Origin of the sequence: Amycolatopsis sp. lyj-112, from assembly GCF_046549055.1 — a bacterium.
Lineage (GTDB): Bacteria > Actinomycetota > Actinomycetes > Mycobacteriales > Pseudonocardiaceae > Amycolatopsis.
On the sequence record NZ_JAJPWS010000001.1, the window covers coordinates 250,995 to 274,989 of the forward strand.

Genomic DNA, 23,995 nt, shown 5'->3' on the forward strand with positions numbered 1-23,995 from the left:
TCCGTCTTCTTCTTGCTCGCACTGCTCGTCTTCGCCTTTGTCACGCCCACCGTTCCGCACGGCCACGGCGGCGCGGGCGGAGATGATCCCGTCGCGGTCTTCGCGACCCATCCGCTGCCGGCTTTCCATGCCGCGCAAGCAGTTCCTCTCGCCGATGTGCCCGCCGAAACGACGGCCATCGACCTTCCCGACGCCGGACCCGCCTCGCAAGAGGGCGAACCCGTCGTCGTCAGCCGCGCGGTACCGCAAGCCTCCGCGCGCGCCCCTCCGCGCTGATCGGTGTTCCCATCCCCGTATCAGCCTTAATCGGAGGTCTCCATGAGTTCCGGTCACGCTTTGCTGGCCGTAGGCGGGGCATTCCTCGCCGCCGGTGTGATCGCCAGAGCCGGCGCCCGGATCGGGCTGCCCACCATTCCCCTGTTCATGCTGGCCGGTTTCGTCTTCGGCCCCAACACCCCCGGACTGTCCCTTGTGGACAACCCGGGTGATCTCGGCGTCCTCGCCGGGCTCGGTCTCGTCTTCCTCCTGTTCTACCTCGGCCTCGAATTCTCGCTCGACGACCTCGCCAAGGGCGGGCGCAAGCTCGTCTGGTCCGGGCTGATCTACCTGCTCCTCAACATCGGCGGCGGGCTCGCCTTCGGCTTCCTGCTCGGCTGGGGGACCAGGGAAGCGCTGGTCATCGCCGGTGCGATCGGGATCTCGTCGTCGGCGATCGTCACCAAGCTGCTGCTCGAAGCACGCCGGATGAACAACCCGGAATCCCGGCTGATCATGGGCATCATCGTGATCGAGGACCTGTTCCTCGCGCTGTACCTGGCGTTGCTGCAGCCGGTGCTCTCGGGCGCCGGGAGCTTCGGGTCAGCCATGGCCGACTTCGGCAAGGCGTTCGGGTTCCTGATCGTGATGGCCGCGCTCGCCCGCTGGGGCGGCCGCGTGGTGTCGAAGCTGTTCGGGTCGGCCGACGACGAACTGCTGACCGTCTGTTTCGTCGGTGTCGCCGTCATGGGCGCCGCCGTCGCCGAAGAGGTCGGGGTGTCCGACGCCATCGGCGCGTTCATGGTCGGCATGATGCTCGGCGGTTCGAAGGTCGCCCCGCGTATCCACAAACTGGTGCTCCCGCTGCGCGACGCGTTCGGAGCGCTGTTCTTCTTCATCTTCGGGCTCAGCATCGACCCGAACGCCGTCGGCACGGTGGTCGTGCCGGTGCTGATCGCGGTGGCGCTGACGGTCGTGCTGAACCTGGTCGCCGGCGCGCTGGCCGCGCGGCTGCACGGGTTCGACCGCCAAGCCGGGGTGAACATCGGGCTGACCGTGCTCACCCGGGGTGAGTTCTCGCTGGTGCTCGCCACGATGGCGACCGCGGCCGGGCTGGACTCGCGGGTCGCGCCGTTCGTCGCCGGCTACGTCCTCCTGCTGGCCGTGATCGGTCCGGTCGCGGTCATCCGGTCGGAGAAACTCACCTGGTTGCTACCGGCGAGTATTGTCCGCGGTGGTTCGACTCGCCGAGGCCGCGAAAAGCCGGCCAAGGCGACGTGACGAGGAGGCCTGGGTGACAGAGCGGTTCGGCGGCTACCAGAACGAGATCTACCTGCAGGGACTCGGCGGCACCTTCCCGCCTTGCTCCACCGACGCCACGAAGCTGGAGGCGTCGGCGCGGGAGGTTCTGGAGCCGGGACCGTTCTGGTACGTCGCGGGTTCGGCCGGTTCGGGCGCCACCGCGCGCGCGAACCGGGAGGCGTTCGACCGCTGGCGCCTGGTGCCGCGGATGCTCACCGGGTCGACCGACCGCGATCTGTCCACCACGGTGCTCGGGACCCGGATGCCGGCGCCGGTGCTGCTGGCGCCGGTCGGCGTCCAGTCGATCGTGCACGAGGGCGCGGAACCGGCGGCCGCGCGGGCGGCGGCGTCGGTCGGCCTGCCCTACATCATGTCGACGGCGTCCTCGACGAGCATCGAGGACGTCGCCGAGGCCAGTGGCGGCGGTTCGCGCTGGTTCCAGCTGTACTGGCCGAGCGACAACGACGTCTGCGCGAGCATCCTGGCGCGGGCGAAGGCCGCCGGCTTCACCACGCTCGTGGTCACTCTCGACACGTGGACCCTCGCGTGGCGCCCGAACGATCTTGACCAGGCGTATCTGCCGTTCATCAAGGGACTCGGGCTCGGTGTCCCGCTGAGCGACCCGGTGTTCCGCGGGCTGCTCGACAAGACGCCCGAAGAGGACGCGCCGACCGCGATCCTGCGCTGGATCTCGATGATCACCGGCACCGACAGCACCTGGGACCGGCTGCCGTTCCTGCGTGAGCACTGGGACGGGCCGATCGTCCTCAAAGGTATCCAGCACCCCGACGACGCGCGCCGCGCTGTCGACGCCGGGATGGACGGGATCGTCGTGTCCAACCACGGCGGACGCCAGGTCGACGGCGCCGTCGGCTCGCTCGACATGCTCCCGGAGATCGCGGGCGCGGTCGGGGAGCAGATCGAGGTGCTGTTCGACTCCGGCATCCGCACCGGCGCCGACATCGTCAAGGCGCTCGCGCTCGGGGCGAAGGCCGTGCTGGTGGGGCGGCCGTGGGTGTACGGGCTCGCGCACGCCGGGGAGGAAGGCGTCCGGCATGTGCTGCGGAGCCTGCTCGCCGACCTCGACCTGACCCTGGGCCTGTCCGGTCACCGGAGTATCGCCGATCTCACTCAGGCGGGGCTCGCGCGCTCCTGACCCTCGCAAGTAGTCCTCTGGTCGCGGTAGTTCGTATCGCCAACCACCGCGACCAGAGGACTGCTTGCGGATATCCGGAAGCTTCGATCGTCACGCACGGCTATCCTGGTGCCGGTCATGGCTTCCACACCTTCCCCCCTCGGCGCTCTGCGCGCTCGTCTCCCCGAATTGATGGCGCGCGACGAGCATCGCCTCCGGCGCCGGCTCGACGGTGCCCGGAAAGCGCGCAACGCCGAATCCCTCGCCGCCCAGCTCGAGGCCGACATCGAGGCCGCCGAACTGCGGGTCACGCGCCGCCGTGACGGCGTCCCGAAGATCTCGTATCCCGAAGAGCTGCCGGTCAGCCAGCGCAAGGACGACATCGCCGCCGCCATCCGCGACCACCAGGTGGTGATCGTCGCGGGGGAGACCGGGTCCGGGAAGACGACCCAGCTGCCGAAGATCTGCCTCGAACTCGGGCGCGGGATCCGGGGCCAGATCGGGCACACGCAGCCGAGACGGCTGGCCGCGCGCACGGTCGCCGACCGGATCGCGAGCGAGCTGAACACCGAACTCGGCGAGGCCGTCGGCTACAAGGTCCGGTTCACCGACCAGTCCGGCCAGGGCACGCTCGTCAAACTGATGACCGACGGCATCCTGCTCGCCGAGATCCAGACCGACCGGATGCTCCGGCAGTACGACACGCTGATCATCGACGAGGCGCACGAGCGCAGCCTCAACATCGACTTCATCCTCGGCTACGTCAAACAGCTTCTGCCGCGCCGTCCCGACCTCAAGGTGATCATCACCTCGGCGACGATCGACCCGGAGCGGTTCTCCCAGCACTTCGACGACGCTCCGATCGTGGAGGTCTCGGGCCGGACGTATCCGGTGGAGGTCCGCTACCGGCCGATCGTCGACCCGGACGACCCCGGTGCCGACCAGGATCGCGACCAGACGCAGGCCATCTGCGACGCCGTCGACGAGCTGCAGTACGAGGGCCCCGGCGACATCCTGGTGTTCCTGTCCGGGGAGCGGGAGATCCGCGACACCGCGGACGCACTGTCCAAACAAGACCTCAGGAACACCGAGATCCTCCCGCTGTACGCCCGGCTTTCGTCGTCGGACCAGCATCGCGTGTTCCAGCGCCACACCGGCCGCCGCGTCGTGCTCGCCACCAACGTCGCCGAGACGTCGTTGACCGTGCCGGGCATCAAGTACGTCGTCGACCCCGGCACCGCCCGGATCTCGCGCTACAGCCACCGCACCAAGGTCCAGCGGCTGCCGATCGAGCCGGTGTCGCAGGCGTCGGCGAACCAGCGCAAGGGGCGCTGCGGGCGTACGTCCGACGGCATCTGCGTCCGGCTGTACTCCGAAGACGACTTCGACGCCCGGCCCGAGTTCACCGATCCGGAGATCCTGCGGACCAACCTCGCGTCGGTCATCCTGCAGATGACCTCGCTCGGCCTCGGCGACATCGCGGCGTTCCCGTTCGTGGAGCCGCCGGATCGCCGTCAGGTCACCGACGGCGTCCAGTTGCTGCAGGAACTCGGCGCCTTCGACATGACCGACGGCAAGAAGCTCACCGAGACCGGCCGCAAGCTCGCCCTGCTCCCGGTCGACCCGCGGATGGCGCGGATGGTGCTGGAGGCCTCGCGCAACGGCTGCGTCCGCGAAGTGATGATCATCGCCGCCGCACTGTCCATTCAGGACCCGCGTGAGCGGCCCGCGGAGAAGCAGCAGGCGGCGGACGAGCAGCACGCGCGGTTCGCGGACAAGACGTCGGACTTCCTGGCGTACCTGAACCTGTGGGAATACGTCAGCGAGCAGCAGAAGACGTTGTCCACCAACCAGTTCCGCCGGCTCTGCCGCAACGAGTACCTGAACTACCTGCGCATCCGCGAATGGCAGGACATCTTCAGCCAGCTGCGCCAGCTGGCCAAACCGCTCGGCATCACGCTCAACGCGGGCGACGCGGTGGATCCGCAACGCGTGCACACCTCGCTGATCGCCGGGCTGCTGTCGCACATCGGGCTCAAGGATCCGGCGAAGGGTGACTACCTCGGGGCACGCGGAGCGAGGTTCTCGGTGTTCCCCGGTTCGGCGCTGTTCAAGAAGCAGCCGCGGTTCGTGATGTCGGCCGAACTGGTCGAGACCTCGCGCCTGTGGGGCCGGGTCAACGCGCGGATCGAGCCGGAATGGGTCGAGCCGCTCGCCGGTCACCTGGTGAAGCGGAACTACTCCGAGCCGCACTGGGAACGTAAACAGGGCGCGGTGATGGCCCTGGAAAAGGTGACCCTGTACGGGGTCCCGCTGGTCGCCGACCGCCGCGTCAACTACGGCCGGGTCGATCCGGAGCTGAGCCGCGAACTGTTCATCCGGCACGCGCTGGTGGAAGGCGACTGGGAGACCAGGCACCAGTTCTTCTCCGAGAACCGCGCGCTGCTCGACGAGGTCGAGGACCTGGAGAACCGGGCGCGCCGCCGCGACATCCTCGTCGACGACGAGACGCTGTTCGAGTTCTACGAGCAGCGCGTCCCGGCCGACGTCGTCTCCGGCCGGCATTTCGACAGCTGGTGGAAGAAGGCGCGGCACACCCAGCCCGATCTGCTGAGCTTCGAGAAGACGATGCTCATCAACGAGACCGCGGGTGGCGTGCGCGAGGCCGACTACCCCGACTTCTGGACGCAGGGCACCCAGACCTTCAAGCTCACGTACCAGTTCGAGCCAGGCGCGGACGCGGACGGTGTCACCGTGCACATCCCGCTGCCGGTGCTGAACCAGGTCACCCCGGACGGTTTCGACTGGCAGGTACCGGGTCTGCGCGAAGAACTGGTGACGCAGCTGATCAAGTCGCTGCCCAAGACGATCCGGCGCAACTTCGTCCCGGCCCCCGATCACGCGAAACTGGTGCTGTCGCGGGTCGGCCCGGCCGAGGGGCTGCTGCTGCACGCCGTCGCCGACGAACTGGAGGCGCTGCGCGGGGTCACGATCCCGGACGACGCCTGGGAGCTTCCGGCGGTGCCGGAGCACCTGAAGATGACCTTCCGCGTGGTCGACGTCCGCGGCAAGAAGGTGTCCGAGGGCAAGGACATCGAGGCGCTCAAACGGGATCTGAGCGGTCAGGTGCGGGCGACGATCTCCAAGGCGGCCGACAGCATCGAGCGCGCGGGCCTGACCACGCCGGCGTTCGGGGAACTGCCGAAGGTGTTCGCGAGCAAGCAACGCGGCCACGACGTCAAGGCGTACCCGGCGCTCGTCGACGAGGGCGGCACCGTCGCGGTACGGCTGCTGGACACGCCGGGGCAGCAGGAACAGTCGATGTGGGCGGGCACGCGGCGGATGCTGCGGCTGAACCTGCCGTCACCGATGAAGTTCATCTCCCGCAACCTGGGCAACTCCTCGAAACTCGTGCTCAACCGCAATCCGCACGGTTCGGTGGCGGCACTGCTCGAAGACTGCGTCGACTGCGCCGTCGACGAACTCGTGGCCGTCAACGGAGGCCCGCGCTGGGACGAAGCCGGTTTCGCGGTCCTGCTGGAAAAGGTGCGCGCCGGGCTGAACGCCGGCGTGCTCGACGTCCTGGGGAACGTCGAGAAGATCCTGCGCGCGGCCAACGACGTCGAGACACGGCTGTCCGACACCCGAGGCCCGGCGGACTCGCTCGCGGATATCCGGGCGCAGCTGGACGGGCTGGTGCACAAGGGTTTCGTCACCGAGACCGGACAGGGCAGGCTGAAGCACGTCGTGCGGTACCTGCGCGGGATCGAGCGGCGGCTGGAGAAACTCCCGACCGAGCCGACCCGCGACATCCAGCGCACGGGCGACGTCGCGTGGCTTCGCAACGAGTATCAGACCGCGCTCGACGCGTCGCCCCCCGGGACGAGTTCTTCCGCTCTGCGGGAGATCCGGTGGATGATCGAGGAGCTGCGGGTCAGCTTCTTCGCCCAGACCCTCGGTACCGCACACCCCGTCTCCCTGAAACGTGTCATCAAGGCCCTCGACGACGCCGCCTCCTGATCACGCGAGTTCCGCCTCCGATCACGCGTGTCGTCCGTCTGATCACGCGTAATCGCCACGGAAGGCGAACTCGCGTGATTGAACGGACGACTCGCGTGATTGAAGGCGGAACTCGCGTGATTGAAGGCGTGGTTCACTTCGCGTCGGCGTAGGTGTCGACGGCGGCGATGTGCAGCGGGAACCGCACCGGGCACGCGGCGCCGAACAGCATCCGCGCGGCCTCCGTCATGCTGTCCACAATGGACTGCGAGACCTCGTCCGCGAATTCGGCCGGGGTGTGCACAAGGACCTCGTCGTGCTGGAAGAACACCAGGTGCGCGGGAGAGGGGAGGCGGCTGCGCAGGGTCGCCAGTAGGACCGCGGTCATATCCGCCGCGCTCGCCTGCACGACGAAGTTCCGGGTGAACCGGCCCCAGCCGCGCGACGCCTGCCGTGCCTTGGTCTCGGCCGCCTCGTCCTCGGCGACCCCGCCGGTCAGCGCGCGCCAGGCCTCCGACGGCGCGGGTGAGGTCCTGCCCAGGCGGGAGCGCACCCGTTCACCGCGTTCCCCGGCCTGCGCGGCACGCTCCACATAGGACACCGCGTCCGGGAACCTGATCCGCAGCAACGCGAGCAGCGGCCCGGCCTCGCCGGACGTGCCGCCGTACATCGCCGACAGCATGGCGATCTTCGCCCGGTCGCGGTCGTTCCTGTCGTCCCACACGGGCACCGGCGCGCGGCGCACGCCGGAGAACATCGCCTCGGCGAGGCTCGCGTACAGGTCCGTCGCGGCGGCGACGTCGGCCAGTTTGCGGTCGCCCGACAGCGCCGTCAGCACCCGCGGCTCCAGCTGGGCGGCGTCGGCGACGACCAGTTTCCAGCCCGGATCGGCGCGGACACAGGTGCGCAGCATCTTCGGGATCTGCAGCGCGCCCCCGCCGCGGCTCGCCCAGCGCCCCGACACCACGCCGCCGACGACGTAGTGCGGGCGGAACCGGCCGTCGTGCACCCATTCGTCGAGCCACGTCCAGCCGTTGGCCGAGTGCAGCCGCGCGAGTTCCTTGTACTCCAGCAGCGGCGGGACGGCGGGGTGGTCGATGTCGCGCAGCAGATACTTCCTGGCCGACGTGACCTCGATGCCTTCGCGCCCGAGCGCCCGGACGACGCTGGCGGGGGCGTCCGGGTTGACCGGACGGCCGCCGAACGCGGCGCTGATCTTCGCCGCCAGTTCGACCAGACGCTTGGGCCGCTGCCCGGCAGGGACCCGGGGCCCGAGCTGGTCGGCGAGCAGGTTCAGGTGCAGATCCGCTCGCCACGGCAGCCCGTCGGCCGACATCTCCGCGGCCGCCAGCGCGCTCGCCGACTCCGCCGCGAAGAGCAGCCGAAGTCGCTCTGGGTGTTCCGTGAGGGCGACCCGTTTCTCCTGCTCGGCCAGCACACGGCGGGCGGCCTCGACCACGGTGACGCCGGCGGGCAGCCGCGGGCCGCGCGTCTCGAACAGCGTCGGCTGGTCGTCTTCGGCCCACAACGGCGGCTCGTCGGCGGGCGCCTCTTGCCCGTTCGCCCTGGCCAGCGCCGCGCGCAGGCTCCGCGACTCCTTCGGTCGGCCCTCGTGGGCCAGCAGCAGTCCCTCGATCAGCGCCAGATCGTGGCACCGGCGCACGCGCACCCCGGCCTTGATCAACGCCGGATACGTCCCCTCGACGGACGGGAACACCCAGCGTGGCGTGCGGGCGGCCTCCAGGCTCCGCACCTCGTCGGCGAACCGCGTGAGATCCAGTCCTCGACGCAGGGGCTCACCGGGAATCGAGATGGCGAAATCGCCGTCCTCCTCTTGACCCGCGATCGCCTGCACACTCACATTGTGGTGGTCACCACCGACATTTCTCCTCACCTGAGGCCTAGTGCGCCCGAGCGACCGGTCAGCTACTGTCGAGTAGCAACGCCATACCGCCGGTACGCGAACGTCGGTGGCATGGCGTCTCGCCGCAGCAGCAACGGAGGTGCCCGGATGAGAAACCCCACCGGCCTCGCCACCATGGTGGCGGGCAAGGTGACCGAGACCGTGCGCAGCATCGACGTGATGCGGCAGGCGGGACTGCTCCCGATCCCGCGCGTCGACGAAGGGCTGCGCTCGCTGGTCACGGTGCGGAAGTGGGGCCCGTTCGCCGGGGCGACCATGATCGCCGCCCGCCGCGACCCGACCGCGACCGGCATCATCGACGAGCTCGGGCCGCTGACCTTCAAGCAGCTCGACACGCAGTCGAACGCGCTGGCCAGGGCCTGGGCGGAGCGCGGGCTCGGCCCGGGTTCGGTGATCGCCGCGCTGTGCCGGGACCACCGCGGCCTCGTGCTGACGATGCTCGCCTCCGGCAAACTCGGCGCCAAACTGCTGCTGATGAACACCGGGTTCGCCAAACCGCAGCTCGCGGACGTCGCGAAGCGCGAAGGCGTCACGGCGCTGGTGTACGACCAGGAGTTCACCGACCTGCTGGACGCGGTCGAGGGCGACCTCGACCACTACCTCGCCTGGGTCGACTCGGACTCGAAGCTCTCCGGTCACGAGATCCCGATCATCACCGAACTCGTCGCCAGCACCGACGACCGCCCGTGGCCAGCGCCGGCGAAACCGGGCGGGTTCATCCTCCTGACCAGCGGAACCACCGGCACGCCGAAGGGTGCGCCGCGGCCGCACACCTCCGCGCTCGCGTCGGCGCAGTTCCTCGACCGCATCCCGCTGAGGACCGGCGAAGCGACCTACATGGGCGCGCCGCTGTTCCACGGCACTGGGTTGTCGCAGTTCATCCTGTCCTTCGCGCTCGGCTCGAAGGTCGTCATGCGGCGGAAGTTCGTGCCCGAGGAGACGCTGCGCGGAGTCGCGGAGAACCGCTGCACCACGCTGGTGCTGGTGCCCACGATGCTCCAGCGGATCGTCGACCTGCCCGAGGAGATCCGCGCCAAGTACGACACGTCGTCACTGCGGATCATCTTCCTCGCGGGGTCCGCGCTGTCCCCGGACCTCGGGAACCGCGCGACCGCCGCGTTCGGCGACGTCGTCCATAACCTCTACGGCTCCACCGAGGTCGCGGTGGCGACGGTCGCGACGCCCGAGGACTGGCGGAAGGCGCCGGGCACGGTCGGCCGCGCGCCGGTCGGCTGCAAGGTCGCGCTGTACGACGAAAAGGGCGGCAAGATCACCGAGCCGCACGTCACGGGCCGGGTGTTCGTCGGCAGCGGGCTGAGCTTCCAGGGCTACACCGACGGCCGGAACAAGGAGATCATCGACGGCCTGCTCTCCAGCGGCGACGTCGGGCATTTCGACGAGGACGGCCTGCTCTTCATCGACGGCCGCGACGACGAGATGATCGTCTCCGGCGGCGAGAACGTCTTCCCGATCGAGGTGGAGAACCTCCTCGTCGAGCGTGAGGACGTGCTCGAAGCGGCGGTCATCGGAGTCGAAGATCCCGAGTTCGGCCAGCGGCTCAAGGCGTTCGTCGTCCGGGCCGACGGCGCGGATCTCGACGTCGAGGCCGTGCGCGAGTATGTGAAGGCCAACCTCGCCCGGTACAAGGTGCCGCGCGATGTGGAGTTCCTCGACGAGCTACCGCGCAACGCGACCGGGAAGGTGCTGCGCAACAAGCTGCACTAGTACTCCCAGTCGATGCCGAAGACCCCGGGGCCGAAGTCGAGCGCGACGGCGTGGACGCCGTTGTTCTGGTCGGGTTTGAGCTCCCGGCGGTCGAGCGGCGATGTTCCCTGGCGCAGGTCCGAGGTATGTTTTCCCGCCAAGGGCCCATGTGCGGAGTACTGCCAGCACTTCGCCGGCACGGTGTCCGGGTCGAAGCGGACCTCCAGCAGGTACTCCCGCACCGGGCGCCGGAACTCGCGATAGTGCGTGTTCCGGCACTCCGGGTACGGCGGTCCGGGGTTCGTCAGCGAGTACTCGATCAGGTGGGTCTCGCCGCGGTCGATGGGCCGGTCGAAGAGCAGTTCGGCCACGGTGAGCCCGTGTTCGGCGTCGACCTCGGCGCGGCCGACGTGGCAGTTGCGCAAGGTGTCCAGCACCGGCGGGCCCGCGTCGGGATCGCCCTGCGCGTAGACCAGCAGCCAGCGGTCCTGACCGTCCGCGCCCGCCTGGAACACCGCCCGCGCGGTGACGGCGCGCTGCCCGCCGTCCGCGGCGATGTCGCACAGGTCGTGCAGGCCGACCAGTTTCAGCTGATGGTGTTGCTCCAGCGCGTTGGGTGCGCCGACCTTCTCCAGGAGCGCCTGGAGCGCTTCGAGCGGGAAGGTCAGCGGCTGGTCGGTGGTGGCGCGGCTGCGGCGGGACGATGCCCCGCGCGGCCGCGGCGGCGGCAGCAGGCTGAGCAGCGACCCCGCGGGCACCGCCAGAACTTCCTCGATGACCCGGACGGCGGACAGCGAACTCTGCCGTTCCGGCTGACGTTTGCCCGATTGCCAGTAACTCAGCGCTGTCACGCTCACCGACGCGCCCCGAGCGAGAAGCCGGGCTTGGATCCGGTCGAGACTGAGCCCGCTGGTCGCGATCGCCGATCGCAAGGCCGTGGCGAATGCCGTGCGCGGCTGGCCGTCATCGTCCATGCTCACCCGGTCCGCCGCGTTCCCCGCCACCATATGCTGTCCGACCGCCCCCGCCTGCTGATCCTCGACCTTCCGGTTGATAACAACACGAATAACTTTATCAGTCTGAGGTAACGCTCCAGGAGCGCTGTCTGCCAGGTGAAAACGACTTTCCGGACGAGCGCCACTACTCCTTTCGGCCTAGTACTGGTAACTGTGAATCATTGCCCGCGACCTGGCGCACCGGTTTGCATGGCTCCAGCAACGATCATCCTCCCGGGTGATCCGCACGGCGCGGCAGGAAGGGAACCATGAGCAAGTCCCGGAAGAACCTGAAGTCCCGAAAGACCCGGAGCGGCTTGATGGCGGGGGTCGCCCTCGCGGGTGTCACCGCGGCGGTCGCCACTTTCGGTGCTGGGGCGGCGCAGGCCGACCAGCAGGCTCAGATCCGTGGTGCGGGTGAAGCCAACACGGTCGCAGGCAGTTACATCGTCGTGCTCAAGCCCACCGCGGTCGGCGAGATGACCGCGAGCGTCGCAGCCAAGGCCGAGGGCCTCACCGGCGAGTACGGCACCACCCTGTCCCGCACGTTCGGTGCGGCGCTCAACGGCTTCTCGATCAAGGCCGACGAAGCCGCGGCGAAGCGGCTCGCCGCCGACCCGCAGGTCGCCTACGTCGTGCAGAACAAGACCTTCAAGATCAGCGAGACGCAGGACAACCCGCCGTCGTGGGGGCTGGACCGGGTCGACCAGGCCGACCTGCCGCTCGACAACAAGTACACCTACCCGACGAAGGCCGACAACGTCACCGCCTACGTCATCGACACCGGTGTCCGCGGCTCGCACAAGGACTTCGGTGACCGCGCGACCGGCGGCAAGGACTTCATCGACAACGACGACACCCCCAACGACGAGCACGGCCACGGCACGCACGTCGCCGGCACCATCGGCGGCACGGACCACGGCCTGGCCAAGGGCGTCAAGATCGTCGGCGTCCGCGTGCTGGACGCCAACGGCAGCGGCACCACCGAAGGTGTCGTCGCCGGTGTCGACTGGGTCGCGGCGAACGCCAAGGGCCCGTCGGTCGCGAACATGAGCCTGGGCGGCGGCGCGGACGACGCCCTGGACGAGGCGGTCAAGGGAGCCATCGGCAAGGGCGTGACCTTCGCGCTCGCGGCGGGCAACGAGTCCTCCGACGCCGGCACCACGTCGCCGGCCCGGGTCAAGGAGGCCATCACGGTGGCCGCCAGCGACAAGACCGACAAGCAGGCCAGCTTCTCGAACTACGGCGCGGTCGTCGACCTGTACGCCCCGGGCGTCGACATCACGTCGTCGTGGGCAACCGGTGACGACGCCACGAACACCATCAGCGGTACCTCGATGGCGGCTCCGCACGTCGCCGGTGCTGCCGCGCTCTACCTCTCGGCCAACCCTGACGCCACCCCGGCCCAGGTCGCCGAAGGTCTGGTCGCGGCCTCCGCCGACGGCAAGATCAGCAACCCGAGCTCCGGCACGGCGAACAAGCTGCTCCAGGTGAAGTAACACTCCACAGGACAGGCGGCCCCCGACAACCCCAGGCGTCGGGGGCCGCCTCTTGTCCAGGGAGCGCCGGACTTGTTACCAACGGGTACGCTCCAGCCATGGTCCTGCGGAAGAACATCCTGATCACCGGTGCGAGCTCCGGGCTCGGCGAAGGAATGGCCCGGCAGTACGCCGCCCGAGGCCGCAATCTGGCCCTGGCCGCCCGCCGTCTCGACAAGCTCGACACGCTCGCCGCGGAGCTCAAGAAGTCTTATCCCGGGATCACCGTGGTCACCCGGAAGCTGGATGTGAACGACCACGATCAGGTCTTCGCCGTCTTCGAGGAGTTCCGTGAGGAGCTCGGATCCCTCGACCGCGTGATCGTGAACGCGGGGCTCGGCAAGGGACAGCCGATCGGCTCCGGCCGGTTCGACGCCAACCGCCAGACCCTCCAGACGAACTTCCTCGCCGCGGCCGCCCAGATCGAGGCCGCCGTCGGCATCTTCCGCAAGCAGAAGGAAGGCCACCTCGTGGTCGTCTCCTCCTTCTCCGCGCTTCGTCCCTTCCCCGGCAACCTGACCGCGTACGCCGCCTCCAAGGCAGGCGTCTGGGCGTTCACCGAGGGCACCCGGATCGAGCTGATGAAGACCCGGATCAAGGTCACCACGCTGTTGCCCGGGTTCATCGAGTCGGAGATGAACGAGGACATTTCGAAGGTCCCGCTCGGCACGAAGGCGGAACCTGGCGCGCAGGCGATGGTCAAGGCGATCGAATCGGAGTCCGCGAAGGCGTTCGTCCCGTCGTGGCCCTGGAGCGTGCTCGCGAAGGTGTTCCGGTTCGTCCCGGCGTCGGTGCTGAAGAAGTTCGCATGACCTTGGGCGCGGACAAGACCGTCGAGGTACGCGGCGAGGACTCGTTCGACCCGGCCGCGGTGCACGCCTGGCTCGCCGGGCGGGTACCCGGGCTCGGCGACGTGCCGCCCTCGGTTCGCCAGTTCCCCGGTGGCGCCTCGAATCTGACGTACCTGCTGACCTATCCGGACCGGGGGCTGATTCTGCGCCGCCCGCCGGCCGGGCACAAGGCGGCGTCCGCGCACGACATGCGCCGCGAGTTCCGTGTCCAAAAGGGATTGCGGCCCGTTTTCGGCTACGTGCCCGAGGTTCTCGCCTTCTGTGACGACGAAACCGTGCTCGGCGGCGACTTCTACGTGATGGAACGGCTCGAAGGCCTGATCCTGCGCGGAGATCTGCCCTCGGGCCTCGACCTGTCGCCCGAGGCCGCCCGCGAGCTGTGCGGCAAGGTCGTCGACAGGCTCGTCGAACTGCACGCCGTCGACGTCGAGGCCGCCGGGCTGGCCGACCTCGGCAAGGGCGCCGGCTACGTCGAACGCCAGGTGCGCGGCTGGTCGGAGCGGTTCGGCAAGGCGCGCACGGAGAACGCCCCGGACGGCGCCGAGGTGATGGCGTGGCTGAAGGAGAACCAGCCCGCCGAAGTCAAGATCTGCTTGATCCACAACGATTACCGGCTCGACAACCTGGTGCTCGACGACGACCTCGACATCGTCGGCGTGCTCGACTGGGAGATGGCCACGCTCGGCGATCCGCTGATGGAACTGGGCAGCACGCTGGCGTACTGGGTGCAGGACGAGGACGACGACGTCATGAAGCTCAGCCGCCGTCAGCCGACGCACGTCCCCGGGATGTTCACGCGTGAGGAGTTCGTGCGGCGGTACGCCGAGCGGTCCGGCCTGGAGATCGGCGACTGGACGTTCTACGAGGTGTACGGCCTGTTCCGGCTCGCCGTGGTGATCCAGCAGATCTACTTCCGATTCCATAATGGACAGACGACGAATCCGGCCTTCAAGGACCTGTGGCAGTTCGTCGGCTACCTCGACGGGCGCTGCCGCCGGATCATCGCGAAGGGACACGCGTAGTGGGTGCGATCTACCTGGTCCGGCACGGGCAGGCGTCGTTCGGCGCGGAGAACTACGACCAGCTCTCGCCACGCGGGTTCGAACAGTCCACTGTGGTCGGTGAGGAACTGCGGCGGCGCGGCGTCGAATTCAGTCAGGCTCGATCCGGTTCCCTGGCCCGCCAACGGGATACGGCCGCGACGGCGTTGAAGGTGCTCGGCTCCGGGATCGCCGTCATCGAGGACGAGCGCTGGAACGAATACGACCACATCGACATCGCGAAGTACCACGCCGGCGGGGTGCAGCAGACCGATTCGCGGGCGTATCAGGCCGCGCTGGACGGCGCGCTGAGCGCGTGGGTCGCGGCGGGCGAGAGCGGCCCCTGCGCCGAGACCTGGCCCCGGTTCCTGGAGCGGGTCACGGGCGCGCTGGCGGACGTGGTGGCGTCGCTCGGCAAGGGCGAACATGCCGTGGTCTTCAGCTCCGGCGGGGTGATCGCGACGGTCTGCGGCGCGCTCCTGGGCACGCCCGAGGCCGGGCTGCTGAAACTGAACCGGGTCACCGTGAACGCGGGCATCACCAAGCTGGTGTCCGGTCGCGGCGGGGTGACCATGCTGTCGTTCAACGAACATCCGCACTTCGAGGCGGAAGCCGCGGAACTGCTCACTTACCGATAGGAGACGCGATGCCGTTCGGCGAGGTCACGGTCATCCCGGTCAACGGGCACGGTCCCGAGGACGTCCTGGTCGACGACGAGGGGCGGATCTACACCGGCGTCGACGACGGCCGCATCCTGCGCGTCGCCCCGGACGGCAAGCGGATCGACGTCCTCGGCGACACCGGTGGCCGTCCGCTGGGGCTGGAATTCTTCGGCGACGACCTCCTGATCTGCGACGCGAAAGCCGGCTTGCTCACCATGCCGCTCGACGGCGGTGAGGTGACGACGCTGGCCACGCGCGCCGCCGGACTGGACTTCGTGTTCTGCAACAACGCCGCGGTGGCCACCGATGGAACGGTCTACTTCACCGATTCGTCGAGGCGCTTCGGTATCGAGAAGTGGCGTGACGACCTGATCGAGCAGACCGGCGGCGGCCGTCTGCTGCGGCGGACCCCGGACGGGAAGATCGAGCAGCTGGCCGACGGATTCCAGTTCGCCAACGGCGTCGCGCTGCCGCCCGACGAGTCCTATGTGGCCATCGCGGAAACGGGTGCGTACCGGGTGAGCCGGATCTGGCTGACCGGCGAGCGGGCGGGCACCCGCGACGTGTTCGTCGATGACCTGTGGGGCTACCCCGACAACATCTCGACCGGCGGCGACGGGCTGATCTGGGTGACCGTGGCGAGCCCGAAGGTGCCCGCGCTTTCGCTGATCCAGAAGCTTCCCGCGCCGCTGCGCGCCGGTGTCCGCGCGCTGCCGACGTCGTTGCAGCCCTCGCCCCTACGGGAATGCGGGGTGCTGGGCGTGGCGCCGGACGGGAAGATCGTGCACGAACTACGCGGCGAGATCGACGGCTTCCATGTGCTGGTCGGGGTCCGCGAACGGGCCGGGACGCTGTACTTCGGGTCGCTGGAGGACAACGCGATCGCCGTCACCACAGTCTGAGTTCCTGACCTCAGTCCAGGCAGAACTCGTTGCCCTCCGGGTCGGTCATCACGATGAAGCCGTGGCTCAGCGGGGGCTCGGGCTCGTGGCGGCGAACGCGTTTCGCCCCCAGGGCTACCAGCCTGTCGTGCTCGGCCTCGAGCGCCGCCATCCGCTCGTCGCCGTGCAGCCCGGGCGCCGCGCGAATGTCGAGGTGGACGCGGTTCTTGGCGACCTTGTCCTCGGGGACCTGCTGGAAGAACACCCTCGGGCCGTGCCCTTCCGGGTCCTGGACGGCCGAACTGGAGTTGCGCTGATCCACGGGCACACCGACCCGTTCGAGGAATTCGTCCCACGCGGCGAGCGGGTCGGCGCCCTCCGGCAGTTCGACCCCGGGCGGCGCGGGGTGGACGTAGAACAGGGCGTCGCGCCAGAAGGACGACAGCGCCCGCGGGTCGTGGGCGTCGAAGGTGACCTGGATTTCGCGGCTCTTGCGGTTCATGCCGCCACTCTGGCAGCCCAAGCGGACAGGATCGGTCCGCTATCTCTGGGAGAATGGGTGATATGGAGGAAGAGCGGGGTACGACCGAGCGGGTGCTGACCCTGCTCGGGCTGCTGCAACAGCGCCCGGTCTGGACCGGCCCCGAACTCGCCGAGCGGCTCGGCGTCACACCGCGCACGGTGCGGCGCGATGTCGAGCGGCTGCGTGCGATCGGCTATCCGGTGCAGGCCAGCCAAGGGACCGGCGGTGGTTACCAGCTCGGGCCCGGGCAGGACATGCCGCCGTTGCTGCTCGACGACGAGGAGGCGATCGCCACTGCGGTCTCCCTCCTCGCGGGGGCGGGTGACGGTGATGCCGCGCTCCGGGCCCTGACGAAACTCGACCGGGTGCTGCCGACCCGCCTGCGGCACGAGGTGCGCGCGTTGTCCGGGTCGGTCGTGTCCTTCGACGGAGGCCGGACGCCTGTCGACCCGGAAATGCTGATGACGCTGGCTCGAGCTTGCCGGGACGAGGTCGAGGTGGGTTTCAGCTACCTGGCCGGGTCTTCGGGGCAGCGGCGGGTCGAGCCTTATCGACTCGTCGCTTCGGACCGGCGCTGGTACCTGCTCGCCTACGACCTCGACCGGGACGACTGGCGTACCTTCCGCGTCGATCGGATGAATGAGGTGACCGCCCGGTCTTGGCGCTTCCGTCCGCGGGCCGCGCCTGACGCGGCGTCATACGTGCAGGAGAGCGTGGCGAGCCGGGTTTACGCGCACCAGGCGCGATTCCTCGTCCACGCGCCGGCGGAGACGGTGCGCGCGCAGATTCCGGCGTCGGCGGCGGTGGTGCGGGCGCGGGGTTCGCGGTGCGAAGTGGTGAGCGGGGCCGCGGACCTCGATTTCGTGCTCATGCATGTGGTGCTGCTGGGGCATTCGTTCGAGGTGATCGAGCCTGCCGAGTTGAGGAAGCGATGCCGGGTCTTGGCCGAGAGGTTGTCCGCAGCCGGCGGCCCCGGTCCGTGAAGGCCTCCTTCCCTACCCTCAAAGTAGGGAAGGAGGCCTTCACGGACTGCTCAACGCTGGTACTCGCCACCCTGCTGCCGGGTGATGACGCCCAGCCGGTTGCTGGCGTTGATCAGGGCGATCAGGCACGACAACGCGGCGAGCTGCTCCTCGTCGTAGTGCGTCGAGGCCTGCGCCCACGCCTCGTCCGTGACACCGCCGGCCGCGTCGGCGATGTGGGTGCCCTGTTCGGTCAGTTCCAGCGCGGCGCGTTCGGGGTCGGTGAAGACCGTGGACTCCCGCCAGGTCGCCACCAGGTTGATCCGCACCGGGGATTCCCCGGCGTGCGCGGCGTCCTTGGTGTGGATGTCGGTGCAGAAGCCGCAGCCGTTGATCTGGCTCGCGCGCAGCAGCACCAGATCCTTCGTCGCGGTCGGCAGAACCGGGTCGGTGAGGATCACCCGGCTCGCCGAGGCGAGGTACTTCATGGACTTCGCCGCGAGCGGGCTGCCGGTGAGGTTCAGTCGGGTTTCCATGGTGTGCTCCTTGAGGTGTCCTGAAAGGGTCGACCACAAGACACCGGCACCCGCCACGGTGTGACAGGCGAAGTATCAGGAGCAGCCGGGAGTCAGCTTCGCCACCTGTTGCCCGGCGATCAGGAACGCCCCGACCCCGTAGGCGCCCGTGTCGCCGGCGCGGGAGGGACCCGGGCCGGAGGCGACGGGCTGCACGTAGCCGAGGAAACCGTCCGCGCGCAAAGCCTTGGTGGACAGCGCTTCCCAGGCCTTGTCGATGGTGCGCCGGTACTTGCCCGCGTCGAGGATCCCGGCGTTGACACCCCAGGCGAGGCCGAAGGTGAACAACGCGGTGCCGCTGCTCTCCGGTCCACTGTGGTGCCACGGCCGCAGCAGATCCGTGTTCCAGAAGCCGTCGTGCCGCTGCAGCGACCTCAGTGTGTTCGCCATTTTCTTGAACACCCGCGTGTATTCCGGCCGTCGCGGGTCGTCGGACGGCAGGACCTGCAACACCTTCGCCAGCGCGGCGAGCGCCCAGCCGTTGCCGCGCGACCAGAAGGCGTTACTGCCGGCGTCTCGGCGCCAGAGGCCCACCTCCGGGACGAACAGCTTCTTTTCCGCCGAGCGGAACAGTTTCTGCATCGCCGCCAGCGTCGGTTCGCTGTCGTCCATGACGCCGATCCGGGCCAGCGACGGCATCGCCATGTTCAGCGCGTCCACATAGTTCCAGTAGGAGGTGTTCCCCTTCTCGACACTGGCGACCTCGTCGGCGACGCGCTTGCGGACGTCGGCGATCACCGGGGCGTCGGGATGGAACGAGTACAGATCGAGGTACGCCTCACCGGCGGCCTGGTGGTCCGGGAAGAACGGGCGCTTGGGATCGCTTCGCAGCAGGTACTTGTTGTCCTGCGCCCAGGGGAGTGTCTTGTGGTTCGAGACACCGGTGGTGCGCACCAGCGCGAGGTTCCCGACGTGGAAGGTGCCGTTCTGCCACGAGTTCGCCGCGAGATCGGTCCCGTTGGCGACCCAGTGGTCGCCCGCCGCGATCATCGGCTTCGCCACCGGGCACTCCGCCGGGGCCGCGGCCACCGCGGGCGCGGTGAGCAGTCCGGCACCGAGCGCCGCCGCGGCGAGCAGAGTGACCCGGCGAATTCCGGGGTAACGCATGAAGCGTCCTCCTCGAGCACTTCGCGGCGGCGGTGAGCTTCCGTGGCCGGAGACCCGGAATCGAGAATGGTGTGTACCACTGAGAGTGTCAAGATGCCGGTGAGCGGTACGGCGCAACGGTTTCCATCAACCGGCGGGTCGCCGATTCCGCGCCGTCGGCGTTCTTCGCCAGCACCATCGTCACCACGCGGGAATGGGCGACCAAGGCGCCGTCACCGGGGATCTCCTCGAGCGCCGCCACGACCGGAACGTGCAAGCGCGCGATCAGGGCATTGCCGGACGCGCGATACAGGGCGACGTGAAAAGCGCGGTCGGCTTCCTGGAACGCGTGGAGGTCGACGGCCTCGGTCATCAGTTCGAAGGCTGCCGCCAGTACCGCGAGCTCGTCCGGGCGACGGTGCCACGCCGCCATTCCCGCCGCCTGAGGTTCGATCGCCATCCGCAGTTCGCGCAGTTCGGCCAGATACCCGTGGCCGTCGGGCCCGGCGCCCCGCCAGGCGATGACGTCCGGGTCGATCGCGTCCCAGTGTTCCGGCGGCCGTGTCCAGGTGCCGACTCGCGGCCGCGCGGCCGACCATGCCCTTGGATTCCAGTACCCGCAACGCTTCCCGGACCACCGTGCGTGACGCCGGGCGACGATCAGCCTGCCCAGTTCGTCGACGATCCGGGCGTGCAGGGTCACTCGGGCAGACCGACTCGGCGTTCCCCGCTGCGGACCTGCTGGAGCACCACGGCGATGACGAGCAGCGTCCCGTAGGCCACGTTCTGCCAGAACGGATTGATGCCGAGCCCGGACATCCCGTTGTTCAGCACGCCGAGGATGATCACCGCGAGCACGGTGCTGATGATGGATCCCCGGCCGCCCTTGAGCATCGTCCCGCCGAGCGCGGCGCCGGTGACGGCGAGCAGCTCCAGCCCTTCGGAACCGGACGTCGGCTGCCCGGACCCGGTGCGCGCGGTGATCAGCAGGCCCGCGATCGCCGCGACCACGCCGACGAGCGCGTAGACGCCGATGATGTAGCGGTTGATGTTGATCCCGGCCAGCCGGGCGGCGGTGTCGTTGCCGCCGATGGCGTAGATGTTGCGGCCGATGTCGGTGTAGCGCAACAGGAAGTGCAGCACCGCCGCGACGATCAGGAACACCCACACCAGCGTCGGCAGCCCGGCGATGGATCCCTTGGCCAGGAAGATGAACAGGTCGTCGGCGCCGGTGTAGCCCTGCGCCTTGCCGTCCGAGATCACCTGCGCGATGCCCTTGTACGTCGCCAGCATCGCCAGCGTCGCGACCACGGGGTTGACCCGGCCGAAGATGATGATCATGCCGTTCACCAGGCCGCAGACGATGCCGATGCCGATCGCGGCGAGGATGCCGACCGCGGAACTCCCGGTGGAGGTGAACACCATCGCCGACACCACCGACGCGAGCCCGGCCATCGACCCGACCGAGATGTCCAGCGCGCCCAGGATGATCACCAGGGTCTGCACCAGGGAAAGCAGGCCCATGATGGTGATCGCGCTGCCGATCAGCAGCAGGTTGTTGGTGCGGAAGAAGTTCTCGTTCAGCGAGCTCATCAGGATCACCAGCGCGAGCAGGGTGAGCAGCAGGCTGGAGTTCTGCACGCCGATCGCGCTCAGCACCCGGCGTGCCGGGGACACGCGTGTTTCAGCGGGCACGGCCTTCTCCTGAGCTTCGCTGGGTCGAGTGGGGGTGCTCACGAGGCGATCTCCTCGGCGTCTTCGGTGGCGGGGATGGCCAGGGTCAGCACGGCTTCTTCACTCGCTTCGTCGCGACTGATCTCGCCCGCCACCCGGCCGCCGCGCATGACGACGATCCGGTCGGCGAGGCTCAGCACCTCGGGCAGATCGGACGAGATCACCAGCAGCGCGATGCCTTCGGCGGCGAGGCCGTCGATGATCCGGTAGATCTCGGCCTTGGCGCCGACGTCGACACCCCGGGTCGGCTCGTCGAGGATCAGCAGTTTCGGGCGCCGCGCGAGCCAGCGCGCGAGCACTGTCTTCTGCTGGTTGCCGCCGGAGAGCTTGCGGACCTCCTGCTCCATCGACGGCGTCCGCACACGCAGTTCGCGCACGTACTCTTCGACGAGTTCCCGTTCCTTGGCCCGCCGCACCACCCGGAACCGGCGCAGCCTGTCCAGCACGGCGATGGAGACGTTGTCCCGCACGGAACGCTGCATCAGCAACGCGTCGGTCTTGCGTTCCTCCGGCGCGAACCCGATCCCGGCCTTGACCGCGTCGCCGGGCGTGCGGGCGCGCAGCCGTTTCCCGTCCAGTTCCACGGTTCCCGAGCGCACCGGCAGGTCGCCGACGATCGCGTGCGCGAGTTCGGAGCGCCCGGCGCCGACCAGGCCGGCGAGGCAGACGACCTCGCCGGCGCGGACTTCTAGCGAGATACCCGTGACGTCGTCGGTGGTGACATCGTCGAGCCGCAGCACGACCCGGCCGGTCTCCTGCGTGCTCCGGCGCTCCAAAGTGGACAGATCGCGGCCGATCATCATGCGCACCAGCTGGTTCTCGTCGGTGCTCGCCGCCTCCTGGACCCCGATCAGCTTGCCGTCGCGCAGTACCGCCACCCGGTCGGCGAGCTGGAAGATCTCCTTCATCCGGTGGGAGACATAGACGACCGCCACCCCGCTGTCGCGCAGCCGCCGGATCAACGCGAACAGCGCGTCGACCTCGTGTTCCGACAGCGACGACGTCGGCTCGTCGAACGCGATCACCTTCGGCGGCGTCGCGGCGGTGAGCACCCGCAGGATCTCGACCAGCTGGCGTTGCGCGGCGGAAAGCCTGCCGCCGAGCGTCGCCGGGTTCAGCACGCCCTCGAACCCATACTCCCGCAACGCTTCCTGCGTCGCGCGGTGCAGGGTCCGGCGGTTGACCAGACGGCCGTGCGTGGGGAGTTCGCCGACGAAGACGTTCTCCGCCACCGAAACGTGCGGGATGATCTCCGGCTCCTGGTAGATCACCCGGACTCCGGCGGCCATCGCGGCGCGCGGGGTGTCGAACGAGACCGGGCGGCCGTCGATCGTCAGGTGCCCGTCGTCGGGACCGTGGTCACCGGACAGCACCCGCAGCAGGGTGGACTTGCCCGCGCCGTTCTCGCCCATCAGCGCGAGGATCTCGCCGGGCTGGAACTCCAGCGTGACCCCGTCGAGCGCGGTCACGCCGGAGAACCGTTTGCTGATCCCTTCGGCGGTCAGCACCGCCGCGGGTTCGGATGTGGCCATTCAGACGCCTCCGCGCGCGATCAGATGCAGTTGACGCCGGCCTGCTTGTAGTTGTCCTTCGTGACGATCTGGGTCTTCGCGATCGTCTCGGGCGGCAGTTCCTTCGAGTTCTTCACCTTGTCCACGAGCAGCTGGATCGCGGTGCGGCCGACCTCGGCACCGGAGATGAACAGCGCGGACTTGTTCCCGCTTTCCTTGCCCGCCGCCCAGTCCTTGCAGGTCAGGTAGGCGCCGAGGCCGACGCCGAGGATGTCGGCCGGAGCGACGCCCGAGTTCGCGAGCGCGGTGACGGCGCCGGTCTCGTTCTCGTCGTTGCAGCCCCAGACCACCCAGTGCTTGACGCCCGGGTTCGAGCCGATCACCGCGCCGGTGCGGTTCTGCGCGTCGACGGGGGTGTTGTCGGTGCCGACCTCGATCACCGGGATCTGTGCACCGGCATCTTTGTCGAAGGCGGCCTTCGCGGCGGTGACGCGGTCCGAGCAGACGGTCAAGTCCTGCTTGTAGGCGCTGATGATCTTGGTGTCGGCCGCGGTCCAGCCCGCCGCCTTGAACAGTTTCGCGGCCTCCTTGCCGACCGAGTCGCCCATCTGGGAACCGTTGAAGCCCACGAACGCCGACTTCGTCCCGCCGCCGTCCTTGATCACGTCGTCGGAGGCGATGATCGGGATACCCGCGCTCTTGGCCTTGTCGATCACCTGCGGGCCGATGGCCTGGTCAGGGACCACGATCGCGATGCCGTTGGCGCCTTGGGCGACCGCGGCGTCGAGTTCGGTGATCGCCTTGTTGGCGTCCTGCCCGAGGTTGACGACCTTGAGTTCGACGCCCAGTTCCTTGGCCTTCTCCTGCGCGCCCTGCGCCTGCTCGACGAAGTACTGCTGGTCGCCTTGTTTCTGCAGGTAGAACAGGGTGATCTTGCCGCTCGCGGGCGCCTGTTGCTGGGGCGCGGCGGTGTCCTTTCCGGAGGAGCAGCCGGCCAGGGCGAGACCGGCAATCAAACAAGAACCAACAATGCGCCAGGGCAGGGACCTGTGCGGATCTGTGGACATGAAGAGCTCCCAGTGGGACCGAGGACGAGGCGAAGGCCGTGTGACTCGTATTACAAAACACTCTTTCGAGTGACGTCAAGGCTGGGCCGGCCGTCGCTCAGGGGGCTGTGGTCGTACTAATCGACTGTCTTCCGATGTAGGAAGCTGATTCAGGCCCGAGCGGTCGTGTGGAACTTGTCGCGAATTTGTCCGGTGATTCTTGTTGACTGTGGTTGAGTGTTGGACTCCGTCTGGCGTAGGGCAAGATGGGC

Annotated in this window: 20 protein-coding genes; 11 read left to right on the forward strand and 9 right to left on the reverse strand. The window is 68.8% G+C overall.

All coding sequences use genetic code 11. The features are described from left to right. The first annotated feature begins 12 nt into the window (after positions 1 to 12). The 4 genes from ACLJRL_RS01170 (at position 13) to hrpA (ending at position 6,712) form a co-directional block, all read left to right on the forward strand. On the forward strand, positions 13 to 276 hold the full coding sequence (locus tag ACLJRL_RS01170) for a hypothetical protein (protein WP_410654090.1): 264 nt from the start codon (positions 13 to 15) through the stop codon (positions 274 to 276). A 42-nt stretch (positions 277 to 318) separates the two neighbouring features. Next, complete coding sequence (locus tag ACLJRL_RS01175) at positions 319 to 1,536, forward strand: cation:proton antiporter (RefSeq protein ID WP_410654091.1); 1,218 nt, start codon at positions 319 to 321, stop codon at positions 1,534 to 1,536. 13 nt (positions 1,537 to 1,549) lie between these two features. Next, entirely contained in the window at positions 1,550 to 2,713 is a 1,164-nt protein-coding gene (locus ACLJRL_RS01180) for a lactate 2-monooxygenase (RefSeq protein ID WP_410654092.1), read from the forward strand. A 117-nt stretch (positions 2,714 to 2,830) separates the two neighbouring features. Beyond that, a complete protein-coding gene (hrpA, locus tag ACLJRL_RS01185) occupies positions 2,831 to 6,712 on the forward strand; it encodes an ATP-dependent RNA helicase HrpA (protein WP_410654093.1) in 3,882 nt (1,293 codons plus the stop codon). 133 nt (positions 6,713 to 6,845) lie between these two features. Here hrpA and ACLJRL_RS01190 read toward each other — a convergent pair whose 3' ends face one another. Further along, positions 6,846 to 8,552 (reverse strand): bifunctional 3'-5' exonuclease/DNA polymerase, encoded by a 1,707-nt coding sequence (locus ACLJRL_RS01190; protein ID WP_410654094.1) that lies wholly within the window; start codon positions 8,550 to 8,552, stop codon positions 6,846 to 6,848. Between the two features lie 150 nt (positions 8,553 to 8,702). Between ACLJRL_RS01190 and ACLJRL_RS01195 the strand changes: the two genes are divergently transcribed. Then, positions 8,703 to 10,340 carry an acyl-CoA synthetase gene (locus ACLJRL_RS01195; RefSeq protein WP_410654095.1) on the forward strand — a complete coding sequence of 546 codons (1,638 nt, stop codon included), beginning with the start codon at positions 8,703 to 8,705 and terminating at the stop codon, positions 10,338 to 10,340. Here ACLJRL_RS01195 and ACLJRL_RS01200 read toward each other — a convergent pair. Continuing rightward, the gene (locus ACLJRL_RS01200) at positions 10,337 to 11,326 is read right to left on the reverse strand and encodes a hypothetical protein (protein ID WP_410654096.1); all 990 of its coding nucleotides are present in this window, start codon (positions 11,324 to 11,326) and stop codon (positions 10,337 to 10,339) included. The two genes, ACLJRL_RS01195 and ACLJRL_RS01200, sit on opposite strands and share 4 nt — an antisense overlap. Positions 11,327 to 11,583: 257 nt before the next feature. On the opposite strand from ACLJRL_RS01200, the gene ACLJRL_RS01205 reads away from it, so the two are divergent. The 5 genes from ACLJRL_RS01205 (at position 11,584) to ACLJRL_RS01225 (ending at position 16,307) form a co-directional block, all read left to right on the forward strand. Next, positions 11,584 to 12,813: a S8 family peptidase gene (locus tag ACLJRL_RS01205; RefSeq protein ID WP_410654097.1), complete on the forward strand. Its 1,230-nt coding sequence runs from the start codon at positions 11,584 to 11,586 to the stop codon at positions 12,811 to 12,813. Between the two features lie 98 nt (positions 12,814 to 12,911). Continuing rightward, complete coding sequence (locus tag ACLJRL_RS01210; RefSeq protein WP_410654098.1) at positions 12,912 to 13,664, forward strand: SDR family oxidoreductase; 753 nt, start codon at positions 12,912 to 12,914, stop codon at positions 13,662 to 13,664. Beyond that, on the forward strand, positions 13,661 to 14,725 hold the full coding sequence (locus tag ACLJRL_RS01215) for a phosphotransferase family protein (RefSeq protein WP_410654099.1): 1,065 nt from the start codon (positions 13,661 to 13,663) through the stop codon (positions 14,723 to 14,725). The genes ACLJRL_RS01210 and ACLJRL_RS01215 overlap by 4 nt, the downstream gene beginning before the upstream one ends. Further along, positions 14,725 to 15,381, forward strand: coding sequence for a histidine phosphatase family protein (locus ACLJRL_RS01220; RefSeq protein ID WP_410654100.1), 657 nt, complete (start codon positions 14,725 to 14,727; stop codon positions 15,379 to 15,381). Before ACLJRL_RS01215 ends, ACLJRL_RS01220 begins: the two co-directional genes overlap by 1 nt. 8 nt (positions 15,382 to 15,389) lie before the next feature. Further along, positions 15,390 to 16,307 (forward strand): SMP-30/gluconolactonase/LRE family protein, encoded by a 918-nt coding sequence (locus tag ACLJRL_RS01225; RefSeq protein WP_410654101.1) that lies wholly within the window; start codon positions 15,390 to 15,392, stop codon positions 16,305 to 16,307. A gap of 10 nt (positions 16,308 to 16,317) precedes the next feature. Here the strand turns inward: ACLJRL_RS01225 and ACLJRL_RS01230 are convergent, their stop codons facing one another. Then, a complete protein-coding gene (locus ACLJRL_RS01230; RefSeq protein WP_410654102.1) occupies positions 16,318 to 16,788 on the reverse strand; it encodes a VOC family protein in 471 nt (156 codons plus the stop codon). Positions 16,789 to 16,850: 62 nt separating this feature from the next. On the opposite strand from ACLJRL_RS01230, the gene ACLJRL_RS01235 reads away from it, so the two are divergent. Beyond that, positions 16,851 to 17,792, forward strand: a complete 942-nt coding sequence (locus ACLJRL_RS01235) for a helix-turn-helix transcriptional regulator (protein WP_410654103.1) — start codon at positions 16,851 to 16,853, stop codon at positions 17,790 to 17,792. Between the two features lie 50 nt (positions 17,793 to 17,842). Here the strand turns inward: ACLJRL_RS01235 and ACLJRL_RS01240 are convergent, their stop codons facing one another. The 6 genes from ACLJRL_RS01240 to ACLJRL_RS01265 form a co-directional block, all read right to left on the reverse strand. Then, complete coding sequence (locus tag ACLJRL_RS01240; RefSeq protein WP_410654104.1) at positions 17,843 to 18,307, reverse strand: carboxymuconolactone decarboxylase family protein; 465 nt, start codon at positions 18,305 to 18,307, stop codon at positions 17,843 to 17,845. Positions 18,308 to 18,382: 75 nt separating this feature from the next. Then, entirely contained in the window at positions 18,383 to 19,453 is a 1,071-nt protein-coding gene (locus ACLJRL_RS01245) for a glycoside hydrolase family 88 protein (protein WP_410654105.1), read from the reverse strand. 88 nt (positions 19,454 to 19,541) lie between these two features. Next, entirely contained in the window at positions 19,542 to 20,135 is a 594-nt protein-coding gene (locus ACLJRL_RS01250) for a FadR/GntR family transcriptional regulator (RefSeq protein ID WP_410654106.1), read from the reverse strand. After that, a complete protein-coding gene (locus ACLJRL_RS01255) occupies positions 20,132 to 21,127 on the reverse strand; it encodes an ABC transporter permease (protein ID WP_410654107.1) in 996 nt (331 codons plus the stop codon). Before ACLJRL_RS01255 ends, ACLJRL_RS01250 begins: the two co-directional genes overlap by 4 nt. Positions 21,128 to 21,165: 38 nt before the next feature. Further along, entirely contained in the window at positions 21,166 to 22,698 is a 1,533-nt protein-coding gene (locus tag ACLJRL_RS01260; protein WP_410654108.1) for a sugar ABC transporter ATP-binding protein, read from the reverse strand. 20 nt (positions 22,699 to 22,718) lie between these two features. Further along, positions 22,719 to 23,693: a substrate-binding domain-containing protein gene (locus tag ACLJRL_RS01265; RefSeq protein WP_410654109.1), complete on the reverse strand. Its 975-nt coding sequence runs from the start codon at positions 23,691 to 23,693 to the stop codon at positions 22,719 to 22,721. Between the last annotated feature and the right edge of the window lie 302 nt (positions 23,694 to 23,995).